The sequence below is a fragment of the Bordetella sp. FB-8 genome, from assembly GCF_000382185.1.
Lineage (GTDB): Bacteria > Pseudomonadota > Gammaproteobacteria > Burkholderiales > Burkholderiaceae_B > Bordetella.
In genome coordinates this window covers 1929523-1942908 of the sequence record NZ_KB907784.1, presented here as the reverse complement: position 1 = coordinate 1942908, position 13386 = coordinate 1929523, and the positions used below count along the sequence as shown (strand labels likewise).

Here is a 13386-nt window from a genome sequence, read left to right as displayed (position 1 = left end):
GTGTGTGCGATGCGGATTCAGGCGGGATTGCCGCCATGCAGCTGGCGGGTGGCCTGCGCCAGCTCACCGTCGAGCAGGGCAGGCAGCACGGCGCGGCAGCGGTCGATCACGGCCTCTATCCCGGTCAGTTCATCGCGGCGCGGTGGATGCAAGACAAAATCCGACACCGGCTGGGCCAGCCCCAGCGTGCGCGGATGACCAATACCGATGCGTATGCGCCAGAAATCCGGGCTGCCCAGCGCGGACTGGATGTCTTTCAGGCCGTTGTGGCCGGCATGTCCGCCGCCCTGCTTGATCTTTACCTGGCCCGGCAGCAGATCGAGCTCGTCATGCAGCACCAGCACCTGCACGGGCTCGATCTTGTAGAAACGCGCCATCGCCCCCACGGCCTGGCCCGAACGGTTCATATAGGTCGCCGGCTTGAGCAGCAGCACGTTCTCCCCGCCCCGCCTGGCCTTGGCCACCATGCCGAAGAAGGCCTTCTCGAAATTGAACGAGGCCCGCAGGTCGTCGGCGTAATGATCGGCCAGCCAGAAGCCGGCGTTATGTCGCGTGGTCTCGTATTCGGGTCCGGGGTTGCCCAGGCCGACGATCAGACGGATGGGATCGCTCATCGGTGAAATGTATAAAAAACCCCGCGGATGCAAAAGCACGCGCGGGGTTTGTTGCGAAGGGCCATGCCCTGCTCGGCTTAGGCTGCGGGCTGCTCGCCGCCGGCAGCGGTCTCTTCGGCAGCAGCGCCACCCTTGACCATGGCGGTGGCCACGACCGGGTTGTTGCCGTGCAGGTTCAGGGTCACCCCGAGCGGCAGCTTGAGGTCGGAGGCATGGACCGAACTGCCAACCAACATGTCGCCCAGGTTCACTTCGATGAATTGGGGCAGGTTGGACGGCAGGCAGACGATGTCGACTTCGTTCATGACGTGCGAAATCAGCGCGCCGGACAGTTTGACCGCGGGCGAGACGTCGCCGTTGACGAAGTGCAGGGGCACCTTGGTATGCAGGGCCTGATTGGCATCGACGCGCTGGAAGTCGACGTGCAGCACCTGCTGCTTGTACGGGTGCCATTGGACCGAACGCAGCAACACCTGCTCGTTCTGGCCGTCGGCCACTTCCATCGTCAGGATCGAGGCGTGGAAGGATTCCTTGCGCAGGGCATGGTAGATCTCGTTGTGATCGAGTTCGATGTTCAGCGGGGCAGCCGTACCGCCATAAACAATGGCAGGAACGCGGCCCGCGCGGCGCAGGCGGCGGCTCGCACTCGAACCCTGAACGCTACGCGCAGTGGCAGAAAATTTCATGGAAAACTCCAAACTTGCAAATAAAGCAGCGCAATACACGTTGCACCGCCGGGTTGTCCGGGCGCGACATGCGCCCGGCTTCATCGCCCCACACCGCGACCAGCGCGGGGCAGATTTTTCAATACGTTCAATCTGAGAACAGCGAACTGACCGATTCCGCGTTGGATATGCGCAGAATCGTCTCGCCCAGCAACGAGGCGCACGACAATTGCCGGATCCTGCCGCAGGCGGCGGCCGTCTCCGACAGCGGGATAGTGTCGGTCACCACCAGCTCGTCCAGTTCGGAAGCTTCGATGCGCTCGATGGCCGGCCCCGACAGCACGGAGTGCGTGCAATACGCGTACACCGCGCCGGCGCCGCGCTCCTTGAGCGCCTGGGCGGCCTTGACCAGCGTGCCGGCGGTATCGACCATGTCGTCCATGATCAGACAGGTGCGGCCGTCGACCTCGCCGATGATGTTCATCACTTCCGACACATTGGCACGCGGACGTCGCTTGTCGATGATGGCCAGGTCGGCTTCGAGCTGCTTGGCCAGCGCTCGGGCGCGCACCACGCCGCCGATATCGGGCGAGACCACGACCAGATTCGAGAAATCCCGGCGCCAGATGTCGCCCAGCAGGATGGGGGCGGCATAGATGTTGTCGACCGGAATGTCGAAAAAGCCCTGGATCTGGTCGGCGTGCAGGTCCATGGTGAGCACGCGGTCGACGCCGGCGACCTGCAGCATATTGGCCACGACCTTGGCCGAAATAGCCACGCGGGCCGAACGCGGACGGCGATCCTGGCGGGCATAGCCGAAATAGGGAATGGCGGCGGTGATGCGGCCGGCCGAGGCCCGGCGCAAGGCATCGACCATCACCATGATTTCCATCAGGTTGTCGTTGGTGGGCGCGCAGGTGGGCTGCAGCACGAACACGTCGCGTCCGCGGACGTTCTCGTTGATCTCGGCCATGACTTCGCCATCCGAGAAGCGGCCCACGGCCATCTTGCCCAGGGACATGTCCAGATGGTTGACAACGTCGACGGCCAGACGCGGATTGGCCGTACCGGTGAAGATCATGAAGCTATCGTTTGCCATGATGCTATGCCACGTATTTGCTGACGGCTTTTGCCCGACCGACGGGAAGGGCGCAAAAGGAAAAGGCCCCGCGCTGCGCCTTGAGCTCGGCCAGCCCTGCGAGGGGCCCGCTTTTGCCTTGAGGTGACAGGACGGCAAAAAAAAGCTGCTGAACCCGTCTCGTGTTCAACAGCTTCTTTTTTAATTTTGTTGGGCTGGGGAGGAAGGATTCGAACCTTCGCATGCCGGAATCAAAATCCGGTGCCTTAACCAGCTTGGCGACTCCCCAACTAACTTGCAATCCAGTGCCACAACGGATGCTCAGCCAAACCGGCGCATGCCTGGATCAACCGAAATTCCGGCGCTGTGCCGCAACGTGTACTGTTTGCAGCGACGCGCATTGTAGCGGTTATTTCTTGCTGAGCCAAAAGCGCTCGGGCCTGCGTGGCAAACTCGACAAAAAGACACGCACCGGAGCCGGACATCCGCACCGGCGCGGCAAGCTGTGCTTCCAACCACTGGCTACACCTGAAAATTTCAGGGTAGCGGGCAAAAGCCACAGGCTCCAGATCATTTTTGCCAAAGCGAGCGCAGGGCTTAGCAAGAAAGTCCGCTATTTTGACGGGTTTGGTATCCCGTGTCAAATCAGGGGCGCCGAAAATGGCAGCAGTGGGCACGCTGGCATCGGGTTGCGCCACCAGGTAGCCCGCTTCGGGCAGATCCACCGCGTTCAGGTCCTCGCCTACGCCCTGGGCGAACGCCGATCGGCCAAACACGAACACCGGCACGTCCGCGCCCAGCGGCAAGGCCAGCGCCATCAACTCGCGACGCGACAGGCCGGTGTTCCAGAGCCGGTTGAGCGCGACCAGCGTGGTGGCCGCGTCACTGGAGCCGCCGCCCAGGCCGCCGCCCTGCGGAATGCGCTTGACCAAGCCGATGCGCACGCCATGGCGGGTGCCCGTGGCCTGCTGCAAGGCACTCGCCGCGCGCACGACCAGGTCTTCATGCGGCGCCACGCCGGGCAGGTCATAGGCGCGTTCGATCACGCCGTCGGCACGGCGCTCGAAATGCAGCATGTCGGCCAGGTCGATGAAGCGGAACGCCGTTTGCAGCAAGTGATAGCCGTCGGCGCGGCGGCCCACCACATGCAGGAAGAGGTTGAGCTTGGCCGGCGCCGGTACGTCGTAAAGTGTGGCGCAAGTCATGGCGGCACGGCTAGGACGGATCGGGTGTGTCCACCACCAGGCGCACCGAGATCGCGCTTTGCGGCTGCTCGCGCCGCAGCACCAGCAACCGCGGCCCCTGCGCGTCATAGCGCGACAGGCGCGCGTGCCAACCGTACTGGCCGAAGGACTCGGGCCGGCCGCGGCTGTCGCGCTTGAGGTCGTCGGCCTGGCCGGGCATCAGGCGGCCGCGCAGCCAATCGCGCAGGCCGCCGACCGGCACCGGGCTGCCAAGCGCGTCTTGCACCAATGCATCGGGGTCCTGCGCCTGCAGCCGGCTGCCGTCGGCGCGCAGCAGCAGCGCAGAACCGGGCCGGCCTTCGACGCGCGCCTCGGTAGAGCCGAGCGGGTTGGTAAGGTCGAGCTGATAGTGCCGGCCGTCGTCGCGCCAGGCAAAACCGCCCTGCACGGCCTCGACCTTGCCGTCGCCATGCGTCACGGTGATGGCAAAGCGCCCGATCCGCGAGAAGGCGTCGGGCGATATGTCCGGCGCGATCATGGGCCTGGGCGGCGTGGCGCAAGCGGCCAGCGCCGCCAGCGCGGCGGCCGCCGCGACCCGGGCCAGCCCGCGCGCGATTGCGCGCGCCGCGGCGGCTGCGTTCAAGGCGTGACTCCCAGGCGCTTGAGCGTATCGAGCACCGTGGGATTTTTGGGATCTTTCTTGTAGCCCTCGCGCAGCAGCGCGGTAGCGCGCTCATGCTCGCCCTTATCCCAGAGCACCTCGGCATAGTGCGCACAGATGTCGGCTTCGGGGCGCTGCGCGTAAGCCCGGCGCAGATACTCGGCTGCGCGGTCCAGCTGCCCCATGCGGAACCGCACCCAGCCCATGCTGTCGAGGATGAAGGGATCGTTGGGCGCGATGTTCAGGGCCTGCGTGATCAGGTCCAGCGCCTCGGGCAGCCGCTTATTGTGATCGGCCAGCGTGTAGCCCAGCGCATTGTAGGCCTGGGCGTTGTCCGGACTGAGGGCGATGACCTGCCGCAGCAGACGCTCGACCTCGCCGATGCGGCCCAGGCGCTCGTTGAGCATGGCCAGCTCATACTTGATCGCAGGCGCATCAGGGAAAGCGCGGTCGGCCGTCTTGAGCGTGGCGACGGCTGCATCCATGCGGCCGGCATCGCGCAGGATCTGGCTGCGGGTCAGGTACCCCTGCACGCGCTCGTCGTCGTCCTGGGGCGCGGTGCTGCCCAGCAGGGCCAGCGCCTTGTCGGTGTGTCCCTGGCGCGCGGTCAGCACCGCCTGGCGCAACTGCGCGCCATAGCGCATGGTCGGGTCCTGGATGCGGCCAAGTTCCGCGATGGCCTCGTCGATGCGACCCTGATCCTCGTCGATGCGCGCCAGCAGGACGTGGGCGTCCGACGCCGAAGCCGAAGCCATGGTGGCGCCCGGCGCGGTGCTGCGCTGGCGCTGCTCCTGCACGTCCAGGTATTGGCCAAGCAGGGCACGAGCCTGATCCAGGCGGCCGGCGCGGTAGGCCACCTGCGCCTGCATGTAGAGCAGGTCGAAATCCTCGGGGGTGCGGCGCGACATGGCGTTGAGTTCGGCCAGGGCCTGATCGTACTTGCCATTATTGACCATCTGCCCCACCAGCATCAGGTGCAGGCGGCGCGCATTGGGGTTGCGGGCGAGGAAGCCGCGCGCCTGCGCCTGCGCCGCAGCGGGATCGACCGACATGCCGTATTCCAGCGCGCGCAGCGCGGCCGGCTCGGACTTGGGATCGGCGGCCAGGGCGGTGCGGGCCTCGGCCACGGCGCGGGCGTCGTCGCCGGCCGCATGCGCGGCGTCGGACAGGGCAAGCGAAGCGGCCGGCAACTTGCGCACGGCCGGATCGCTCAGAGCTTGGTCCATGATGCGCAGGCCCAGGCGGCGATCGTTGAGCCGGCTGACCACACCCATGGCCTGGGTGATGGCCGCGGGCTTGTCCGCGGACTTCTCGATGCGCGCGCGCAGGGCGGCGGCCATGCCGCGGGTCTGACCGTTGGCGGCCGCCAGGGCGAGCTCGGCCGCGCCAGCATTGCTATCGTAGGGTGCAAGCTGCGCCCACAGGTGCGCGGCTTCGAGCGCACCGGCCAGGTTGCCGCCGGCCAGCTGGAATTCGAGCGCTCGGTGCGCCAGACGCGGATCGCCGGTTTCGCGGGCAAGCGGGACCAGCGTGCCGGCCGCGGCACCGTACAGGCCGCGCTGCGCGGCGATTTCGGCGGCCACCACCCGATAGAAGATATCGCCCGTCAACCGCACCAAGGGCAGCTTGCCCTGGCGCAATTGAATACTGCGGCCTGCGATCGGCGGCGAAACAGGGGCGGGATTTTGAGCCGGGGCCGGGGCGGTTTGAGCATGGGCCTGCAAGGGCTGCATGCCGGCCAGTAGGAGCGCCAATGCGGCAGTTCCGACTTTGATGAAAGAGTACGACAACGTAGCTGCCTATCGGGGTTTGGACGGCAATGGCACAATTGCCAAGTTAGTAACGACTCATCTTACACTGGCTCATGCCGGAATTGCCTGAAGTCGAGACCACCCGCCGCGGAATCGATGCCGTCATCACGGGTAAGCCGTTGCGCCGCCTGCTGGTGCACGAATCGCGCATGCGCTGGCCCATTCCGGTCGAATTGCCCGCCCTGCTGGCGGGCCGCATAGTCATCGAATGCAACCGCCGCGGCAAATACCTGTTGTTGCGTTTCGAACACGGGGTACAGATTGTCCATCTGGGCATGTCGGGTTCCTTGCGTGTTGTGAGCAGCGGCCCCTGCGCCGGGCCGCCCCTATTGCGCAAGCATGATCATGTCGAGTGGATTTTCGACCACGCCACCCTGCGCCTGCACGATCCGCGCCGATTCGGCGCCGTGCTCTGGCATTCCGCCGAAGACGGCCCGGTGGAAAACCACCCCCTGCTGGCCAAGCTGGGCATAGAACCCTTCGACCCGCGTTTCGACGGCCGCTGGCTGCACCGCCACTTTCAGAAGCGCGGCATAGCCGTCAAACAGGCGCTACTGGCCGGATCGGCGGTAGTGGGTGTGGGAAACATCTATTGCTCGGAGAGCCTGTTTCGCGCCGGCATCGACCCGCGCACTGCAGCCGGCAAAATCTCGCTGCCCCGCTGCGAGCGCCTGGCCCTGGCCATACGCACCACGCTGTCCGATGCGCTGGAATCGGGGGGCAGCACGCTACGCGACTACGTGGACGCCAGTGGCGAGCCCGGGGCTTATTTCGCAATCCACGCTGCCGTGTATGAACGCGCTGGCCAGCCTTGCAAGAGCTGTGGCACGCCCATACGCAGATTGGTGCAGGGGCAGCGCGCCACCTATTTTTGCCCGCAGTGCCAGAAGCGTTGATAGATCCCTCAGTCTCGATTTGAGTACTTGAGCCGCCTGCGACAGGACTGCGCAATGCCGATGTTCGACGCTACACCGCGCAGACGTTGGAACGCCCCGCGCTTCGGATTGCTCCGCCCTGCCGCAGGCTCATGGCTTCAGCACATCGGGAGCCTTAAATGCCATCGCATGAAGCATGCTTCAACCCTGCACGAACAGCTCCACGATCAACCCACGCAACCACTGATTGCCCGCATCCCGGTGAAACCGCCGCTGCCAATACAGATTGGTCTGCAGCGGGGGCGCACGCAATGGCGGAACCATCGTCTGCAAGCCAAAGCGAGTCGCCGTCTGGGCGGCCAGCTTGGCCGGAACCGTGGCCAGCAGGTCGGTGACGCTCAGCACGTGCGGCACTGCGGTGAAGTGCGGCACGCTGTGATGCGCGCGCAGCGACACGCCAGCCGCCTCGAGGGCCTGGTTTATCTGACCATAGGGCGCGGCGTGGGACACGATCAGATGCTGCTGGGCACGGAAAGCCTTGAGTCCCATGTTCTCGTGCGCCTGGGGGTGCCCCTTGCGGAAAAGCGTCATATAGCCCTGCCGAAACAGCATGCGGTGCAGGATATCGCCATCCAGGCCGTCGAAGGCGCCCACGGCCAGGTCGATGCGGCCGGCCTCCATATCGCGCCGCAGCTCGGCCCCGCCGCGCACCGAGTCGATGCGTACGCCGGGCGCGCGCTGCGCGCAGGCCTCCATCAGCGCCGGCATGAAATGGATTTCGCCCACGTCGCTCATGGCGATGCAAAAGCGCCGCGCGCTGCCCACAGGGTCGAATACCTCGTCGGACTCCAGCAGGCGATCGAGCAGGCCCAGCGCTTCGGCAACCGGGCCTGCCAGGCGCTCGGCCTGCGGCGTGGGCAACATACCCTGACCGGTGCGCACGAACAGGTCGTCGCCGAACGTCGCGCGCAGGCGGCGCAAGGCATTGCTCACCGCCGGCTGGCTCAGGTCGAGCCGGCGCGCCACGGCCGAGATATTGCGCAGTTCCAGCAGATGCTGGAATACGACCAACAGGTTCAGGTCCAGGCGACGCAGATCGGACATACTTGGTTTTCCGTGAAGCGCGGCTTGGCGCGACATCGCCCTATTATTCATGAAATTTATATCTCGTATTTTTCCATTCCCATAGCAATGGGGTCGCAGATTGCCGAAAATAGGTGGCAAAAGCCACTTTTCATGTGCTGGCGCGGTCCAGGCCGCGCCGCGGAGGACACACCATGGACACCCTGCAATACCAATCGGGCTTTGGCAACGACTGGGCCACCGAGGCCCTGCCCGGCGCTCTGCCATCTGGCCAGAACTCGCCGCAGACCTGCCCCTACGGCCTGTATGCCGAGCAGATCTCGGGCACGGCTTTCACTGCGCCGCGCGCCGAAAGCCGCCGCTCATGGGCCTACCGCATCCGCCCGGGCGCCAAGCATCTGCCTTTCCAGGCCTGCGACGCCGCGCCGGACTGGCTGAGCGATTTCGGCCGCACCCCGGCCCCGCCCAACCAGATGCGCTGGAGTCCGCTGCCCCTGCCCGAAGCGCCCACCGATTTCATTGAAGGCATGCACACCTGGGGCGGCAACGGCAGCCCCGACGAACAAAGCGGCGTGGGCATCAGCCTGTATGCGGCCAACCGCACCATGCAAGGCCGTTTTTTCTACGATGCCGACGGCGAATTGCTCATCGTTCCCCAACAAGGCCGGCTGCGCCTGGCAACCGAACTGGGCCGCATCGACATCGAGCCCCTTGAAATCGCCGTGATTCCGCGCGGGATACGCTTTCGCGTCGAGCTGCCCGACGGCCAGGCCCGCGGCTACGTACTGGAGAATTTCGGCGCGCCGCTGCGCCTGCCGGAACTGGGACCCATCGGTTCGAACTGCCTGGCCAACGCGCGCGACTTCCTCACCCCGCAGGCGTGGTTCGAGGACATCGAGGGCGACTTCGAGCTGATCGCCAAATTCACCGGCGGGTTCTGGCGCGCCAGGATAGGCCACTCTCCGCTCGATGTGGTGGCCTGGCACGGCACGCACGCGCCCTACAAATATGACCTGCGCCGCTTCAACGCGATCGGCTCGATCAGCTATGACCACCCGGACCCTTCGATCTTCACGGTGCTCACATCGCCTTCGGACACGCACGGCACAGCCAATATGGACTTCGCCATCTTTCCGCCGCGCATACTGGCCATGGAGCACACCTTCCGCCCGCCCTGGTTTCACCGCAACGTGGCCAGCGAGTTCATGGGCCTGATCCACGGCGTGTACGACGCCAAGGCCGAGGGCTTCGTGCCCGGCGGCGCCAGCCTGCACAACTGCATGAGCGGCCACGGCCCCGATGCCGACACCTTCGAAAAAGCCTCCCGCGCCGACATCCGCACATCGCACTACATCCGCGACACCATGGCTTTCATGTTCGAGACGCGCCGCGTGATCCGGCCTACCGCGCACGCGCTGATTTCACCCCAATTGCAAGCCGATTACTATGAATGCTGGCAAGGACTGGCCAGGCATTTCGATCCGTCCAAGGCTTGAGCGCATCCGCACAATAGAGACCCCCATGACCCTGATCAATGAAACCCACGACCCCGCGCTGCAAAGCTGGGTCGCCAGCGCCAACCTGGCCGGCACCGACTTTCCCATTCAGAACCTGCCCTATGCCGTGTTCCGCCGGGCGGGTTCAAGCCAAGCCTTGCGCCCCGGTGTGGCCATCGGCGAGCACATCGTGGATCTGGCCGCGCTGGCCGCTCTCGATCCTTTCGACGGCCCGGCCGCCCAGGCGCTGGCCGCGTGCACGGGCGACGCGCTCAATCCGCTGATGGCCCTGGGCCAGGCCCACTGGCGCGCATTGCGCCTGGCGCTGTCGCGCGCGCTGCGCGCGGGCTCGCCGCTGCAAGACAAGATCGAACCTCTGCTGGTGGCGCAAGCGGACGCGCAATACGGCATGCCGGCGCGCGTGGGCGACTACACCGACTTCTACATCTCGGTGCACCATGCCACCACCGTGGGCAAGCAGTTCCGCCCCGACAATCCGCTGCTGCCCAACTACAAGTGGGTGCCCATCGGCTATCACGGCCGGGCCTCCAGCCTGGGCGTGAACCAGACCTTTGCGCGCCCCGTCGGCCAGCAGCGGCCCGCCGTCGAAGGCGGCACGCCGCAATGGGGTCCTTGCAAGCGCCTGGACTACGAGCTGGAGTTGGGCATCTACGTAGGCACCGGCAATGCGCAGGGCGAGCGCATCGACATCGAGCAGGCCGAGCAGCATGTCTTCGGCCTGAGCCTTTTCAACGACTGGTCCGCTCGCGATATACAGGCCTGGGAATACCAGCCCCTGGGGCCTTTCCTGTCCAAGAGCTTCGCGTCCACGCTCTCGCCCTGGATCGTCACCCTGGACGCGCTGGCGCCCTTTCGCGAAAAATTCGCGCACCCGGCGTCCGATCCGCAGCCCTTGCCCTACCTGAGTTCGGCCGCCAACAGCGCGCAAGGCGCCTTCAATGTGCAGATGCAAGTGTTGCTCACCACCGCGCAATCGCGCGCCGGCAAGGCCGCACCGGCCAAGCTGTCGACGAGCAACTTTCGCGACGCCTACTGGACCCTGGCGCAGTTGGTGGCGCACCACACCGTCAACGGCTGCAATCTGCAGCCCGGCGACCTGATGGGCTCGGGCACGCTGTCGGGCCCCTCGCCCTCGGAAGCGGCCTCCCTGCTGGAGCTTACCGAGGGCGGCAAGAAGGCCCTGGAACTGCCCTGGGGCGAACAACGCACCTTCCTTGAGGACGGCGATCAGGTCATCTTCCGCGCCGAGTGCGTCAAATCCGGCTATGCGCGCATCGGCTTCGGCGAATGCGTGGGCACGGTGGCGCCGGCGCGCTAGGGCCGCTCTGCGCTTGACCGACACCCTGCCTGAGGCGGGGTTTTTTTCAGCCAGACACGAGAGGTTCAGCCCGTCGGCGCACGCATTTAACGGGCGAGTCAGCTTTTTACGCTGCAAGCGCAGGTAAATTCCGGAAAGACTGGCAACCCGCTGACAGACGAGCGCGGCCTATGGGAAAACGCGGATTGCCCGGCCTGGCGTGGACGAGTGAAATCACGCCTACAATTTCGCCAGCCGCCGCTTGCGGCCGGCGCATTGTCATCGAAGCGCATTCGTACCGCAAATCAATATTCAGGAACATTATGAAAAAAATCGCACTCGGCATCATGCTCGCACTGGCCGCCGCCGGCGCCCACGCGAAGGACTGGTCGACCATCCGTTTCGGCGTCGATGCAAGCTACCCTCCGTTCGAGTCGAAAAATGCCAGCGGCAAACTGGTCGGCTTCGACATCGATCTGGGCAACGAGATCTGCCACCGCCTGCACGCCAAGTGCGTATGGATCGAAAACGACTTCGACGGCATGATCCCGGCGCTCAAGGCGCGCAAGTTCGACGGCGTGCTGTCCTCGATGTCCATGACGCCCAAGCGCGAAGAGCAGATCGCCTTCTCGTCCAAGCTGTTCAATACGCCGACGCGCCTGGTCGACAAGAAGGGCGCGAACCTGAAGCCGACCGCTGAATCGCTCAAGGGCAAGTCGGTGGGCGTCGAGCAGGGCACGATCCAGGAAACCTACGCCAAGACCTACTGGGCGCCCAAGGGCGTGAACGTGGTGTCCTATGAAAACCAGGACCTGGTCTACACGGACCTGATCTCCGGCCGTCTGGACGCGGCCCTGCAGGACGCGGTTCAGGCCGACATCGGCTTTCTGAACACGCCGCGCGGCAAGGGCTTCGAGTTCGCGGGCGGCAATATCAACGATCCCAAGACGCTGGGTGACGGCGCGGGCATCGGCCTGCGCAAGCAAGACACCGACCTGAAGGCCAAGCTCGACGGGGCCATCGCCGCGATGATCAAGGACGGCACGTACAAGAAGATCGAGAAGAAGTACTTCACGTTCGACGTCTACGGCGGTTAAGCGCCACACGAGGCGCCGCGCGGCAACGCGCGGCGCCTCGTGCCGTTTCAGGAATTTGCGCATGTTCTTTCAAGGCTACGGCCCGCTCCTCTGGGCTGGCACGCTGATGACGGCCAAGCTCGCCGTGCTGTCTCTGGCCGCGGCGGTCGCGCTCGGCCTGACCGGAGCCGCGGCCAAACTGTCGAACAACCGGCTGGCGGCCGCAATCGGCACGCTGTACACCACGCTGATCCGCGCGGTGCCCGATCTGGTGCTGATGCTGCTGCTGTTCTACGGCATGCAAATCCAGTTGAACAACGTGACCGACCTGCTGGGCTGGGACCAGATCGATATCGATCCGTTCTGGGCGGGGGTCATCACGCTCGGCTTCATTTACGGCGCGTACTTTGCCGAGACGTTCCGCGGCGCGTTCCTCGCGGTGCCGCGCGGCCAGATCGAGGCGGGCCTGGCGTTCGGCATGAGCCGCGCCCGCGTGTTTCGCCGGATCTTGTTCCCGCAGATGATGCGCTTCGCGCTGCCGGGCGTAGGCAACAACTGGCAGGTGCTCGTGAAGGCGACGGCGCTCGTGTCGATCGTCGGCCTCTCCGATCTGGTCAAGGCGGCCCAGGACGCAGGCAAGAGCACGCTCAACTTCTTTTTCTTCATGCTCGTCGCGGGCGCGATCTATCTGGCGATCACGACCCTCTCCAATCTTGTGCTCATCTATCTCGAGAAGCGCTATTCAGTAGGCGTCAGGCTTGTATCGTGATTCAGTTGATCGGCCAATATTGGCAAAACTATCTGTACAGCGACGGATACCGGCTCAGCGGCCTGGTCATCACGCTGTGGCTGCTCGTCGTATCGGTCGGGCTCGGCTTTCTTTTCGCGGTGCCGCTTGCGATCGCGCGCGCTTCGAGGAACCGCTTTATCTGCGGCCCGGTGTGGCTCTACACCTACGTATTCCGCGGCACGCCGCTGTACGTGCAGCTGCTCCTTTGCTACACGGGAATCTACAGCCTGCATTACGTGCACGATCACGCCTGGCTCAATACCTTCTTTCGCGACGCGATGAACTGCACGCTGCTCGCGTTCACGCTCAACGAGTGCGCGTACGCAACCGAGATCTTCGCGGGCGCGATCAAGACCATGCCCGCCGGCGAGATCGAGGCGGGGCTCGCCTACGGCATGACGCGCTTCACGCTCTACCGGCGCGTGATACTGCCGTCGGCGCTGCGGCGCGCGCTGCCCAGCTACAGCAACGAGGTGATCCTGATGCTGCACGCCACGACGCTCGCATTTACCGCCACGGTGCCCGACATCCTGAAGGTCACGCGCGACGTGAACGCCGCGACCTACATGTCGTTCCAGGCGTATGGGATCGCGGCGCTGCTCTACGCGGTGATCGTGTTCGCGCTGATCTGGGCGTTCAGGCGCCTGGAGGCGCGCTGGCTTGCGTTCCTCAAGCCTCAGGGCCATTGATTCATCGGCATAGCCGGACGGCACGCGAGGCCGTCGGAGAACGGAA

General features: G+C 65.1%; 13 protein-coding genes and 1 tRNA gene. 6 read left to right on the top strand and 8 right to left on the bottom strand.

What is annotated here, in order from left to right:
- Positions 1 to 17: 17 nt before the first annotated feature.
- The 7 genes from pth to H143_RS21380 form a co-directional block, all read right to left on the bottom strand.
- Positions 18 to 614 carry an aminoacyl-tRNA hydrolase gene (pth, locus tag H143_RS0109310; RefSeq protein ID WP_019937970.1) on the bottom strand — a complete coding sequence of 199 codons (597 nt, stop codon included), beginning with the start codon at positions 612 to 614 and terminating at the stop codon, positions 18 to 20.
- 77 nt (positions 615 to 691) lie between these two features.
- A complete protein-coding gene (locus H143_RS0109305; RefSeq protein WP_019937969.1) occupies positions 692 to 1300 on the bottom strand; it encodes a 50S ribosomal protein L25/general stress protein Ctc in 609 nt (202 codons plus the stop codon).
- A 127-nt stretch (positions 1301 to 1427) separates the two neighbouring features.
- Complete coding sequence (locus tag H143_RS0109300) at positions 1428 to 2378, bottom strand: ribose-phosphate pyrophosphokinase (protein ID WP_019937968.1); 951 nt, start codon at positions 2376 to 2378, stop codon at positions 1428 to 1430.
- A gap of 194 nt (positions 2379 to 2572) precedes the next feature.
- A tRNA-Gln gene (locus H143_RS0109295) sits at positions 2573 to 2646 on the bottom strand.
- A 1-nt stretch (position 2647) separates the two neighbouring features.
- Positions 2648 to 3562 (bottom strand): 4-(cytidine 5'-diphospho)-2-C-methyl-D-erythritol kinase, encoded by a 915-nt coding sequence (gene ispE / locus H143_RS0109290; RefSeq protein WP_019937967.1) that lies wholly within the window; start codon positions 3560 to 3562, stop codon positions 2648 to 2650.
- Positions 3563 to 3572: 10 nt separating this feature from the next.
- Complete coding sequence (lolB, locus tag H143_RS0109285; RefSeq protein ID WP_051094391.1) at positions 3573 to 4184, bottom strand: lipoprotein insertase outer membrane protein LolB; 612 nt, start codon at positions 4182 to 4184, stop codon at positions 3573 to 3575.
- The gene (locus H143_RS21380; RefSeq protein ID WP_155803581.1) at positions 4181 to 5935 is read right to left on the bottom strand and encodes a tetratricopeptide repeat protein; all 1755 of its coding nucleotides are present in this window, start codon (positions 5933 to 5935) and stop codon (positions 4181 to 4183) included. Before H143_RS21380 ends, lolB begins: the two co-directional genes overlap by 4 nt.
- 131 nt (positions 5936 to 6066) lie before the next feature.
- Here H143_RS21380 and mutM point away from each other — a divergent pair, with 131 nt between their 5' ends.
- Positions 6067 to 6909, top strand: a complete 843-nt coding sequence (gene mutM / locus H143_RS0109275) for a bifunctional DNA-formamidopyrimidine glycosylase/DNA-(apurinic or apyrimidinic site) lyase (protein WP_019937963.1) — start codon at positions 6067 to 6069, stop codon at positions 6907 to 6909.
- A 180-nt stretch (positions 6910 to 7089) separates the two neighbouring features.
- On the opposite strand, the gene H143_RS0109270 is transcribed toward mutM, so the two are convergent.
- On the bottom strand, positions 7090 to 7992 hold the full coding sequence (locus H143_RS0109270) for a LysR family transcriptional regulator (RefSeq protein WP_019937962.1): 903 nt from the start codon (positions 7990 to 7992) through the stop codon (positions 7090 to 7092).
- A 173-nt stretch (positions 7993 to 8165) separates the two neighbouring features.
- On the opposite strand from H143_RS0109270, the gene hmgA reads away from it, so the two are divergent.
- From hmgA to H143_RS0109245, 5 genes are all read left to right on the top strand, one after another.
- Complete coding sequence (gene hmgA / locus H143_RS0109265; RefSeq protein WP_019937961.1) at positions 8166 to 9467, top strand: homogentisate 1,2-dioxygenase; 1302 nt, start codon at positions 8166 to 8168, stop codon at positions 9465 to 9467.
- Positions 9468 to 9492: 25 nt separating this feature from the next.
- Positions 9493 to 10806 carry a fumarylacetoacetase gene (gene fahA / locus H143_RS0109260; protein ID WP_019937960.1) on the top strand — a complete coding sequence of 438 codons (1314 nt, stop codon included), beginning with the start codon at positions 9493 to 9495 and terminating at the stop codon, positions 10804 to 10806.
- A 302-nt stretch (positions 10807 to 11108) separates the two neighbouring features.
- Complete coding sequence (locus H143_RS0109255) at positions 11109 to 11882, top strand: ABC transporter substrate-binding protein (RefSeq protein ID WP_019937959.1); 774 nt, start codon at positions 11109 to 11111, stop codon at positions 11880 to 11882.
- A gap of 61 nt (positions 11883 to 11943) precedes the next feature.
- A complete protein-coding gene (locus H143_RS0109250) occupies positions 11944 to 12630 on the top strand; it encodes an ABC transporter permease (protein ID WP_019937958.1) in 687 nt (228 codons plus the stop codon).
- The gene (locus H143_RS0109245) at positions 12627 to 13340 is read left to right on the top strand and encodes an ABC transporter permease (RefSeq protein ID WP_019937957.1); all 714 of its coding nucleotides are present in this window, start codon (positions 12627 to 12629) and stop codon (positions 13338 to 13340) included. Before H143_RS0109250 ends, H143_RS0109245 begins: the two co-directional genes overlap by 4 nt.
- Positions 13341 to 13386 lie beyond the last annotated feature (46 nt).

Coding starts and splice junctions, on each gene's coding strand:
- pth (WP_019937970.1), bottom strand. CDS start 614: ATGAGCGATCCCATCCGTCTGATCGTCGGCCTGGGCAACCCCGGACCC.
- H143_RS0109305 (WP_019937969.1), bottom strand. CDS start 1,300: ATGAAATTTTCTGCCACTGCGCGTAGCGTTCAGGGTTCGAGTGCGAGC.
- H143_RS0109300 (WP_019937968.1), bottom strand. CDS start 2,378: ATGGCAAACGATAGCTTCATGATCTTCACCGGTACGGCCAATCCGCGT.
- ispE (WP_019937967.1), bottom strand. CDS start 3,562: ATGACTTGCGCCACACTTTACGACGTACCGGCGCCGGCCAAGCTCAAC.
- H143_RS21380 (WP_155803581.1), bottom strand. CDS start 5,935: ATGCAGCCCTTGCAGGCCCATGCTCAAACCGCCCCGGCCCCGGCTCAA.
- mutM (WP_019937963.1), top strand. CDS start 6,067: ATGCCGGAATTGCCTGAAGTCGAGACCACCCGCCGCGGAATCGATGCC.
- H143_RS0109270 (WP_019937962.1), bottom strand. CDS start 7,992: ATGTCCGATCTGCGTCGCCTGGACCTGAACCTGTTGGTCGTATTCCAG.
- hmgA (WP_019937961.1), top strand. CDS start 8,166: ATGGACACCCTGCAATACCAATCGGGCTTTGGCAACGACTGGGCCACC.
- fahA (WP_019937960.1), top strand. CDS start 9,493: ATGACCCTGATCAATGAAACCCACGACCCCGCGCTGCAAAGCTGGGTC.
- H143_RS0109255 (WP_019937959.1), top strand. CDS start 11,109: ATGAAAAAAATCGCACTCGGCATCATGCTCGCACTGGCCGCCGCCGGC.
- H143_RS0109250 (WP_019937958.1), top strand. CDS start 11,944: ATGTTCTTTCAAGGCTACGGCCCGCTCCTCTGGGCTGGCACGCTGATG.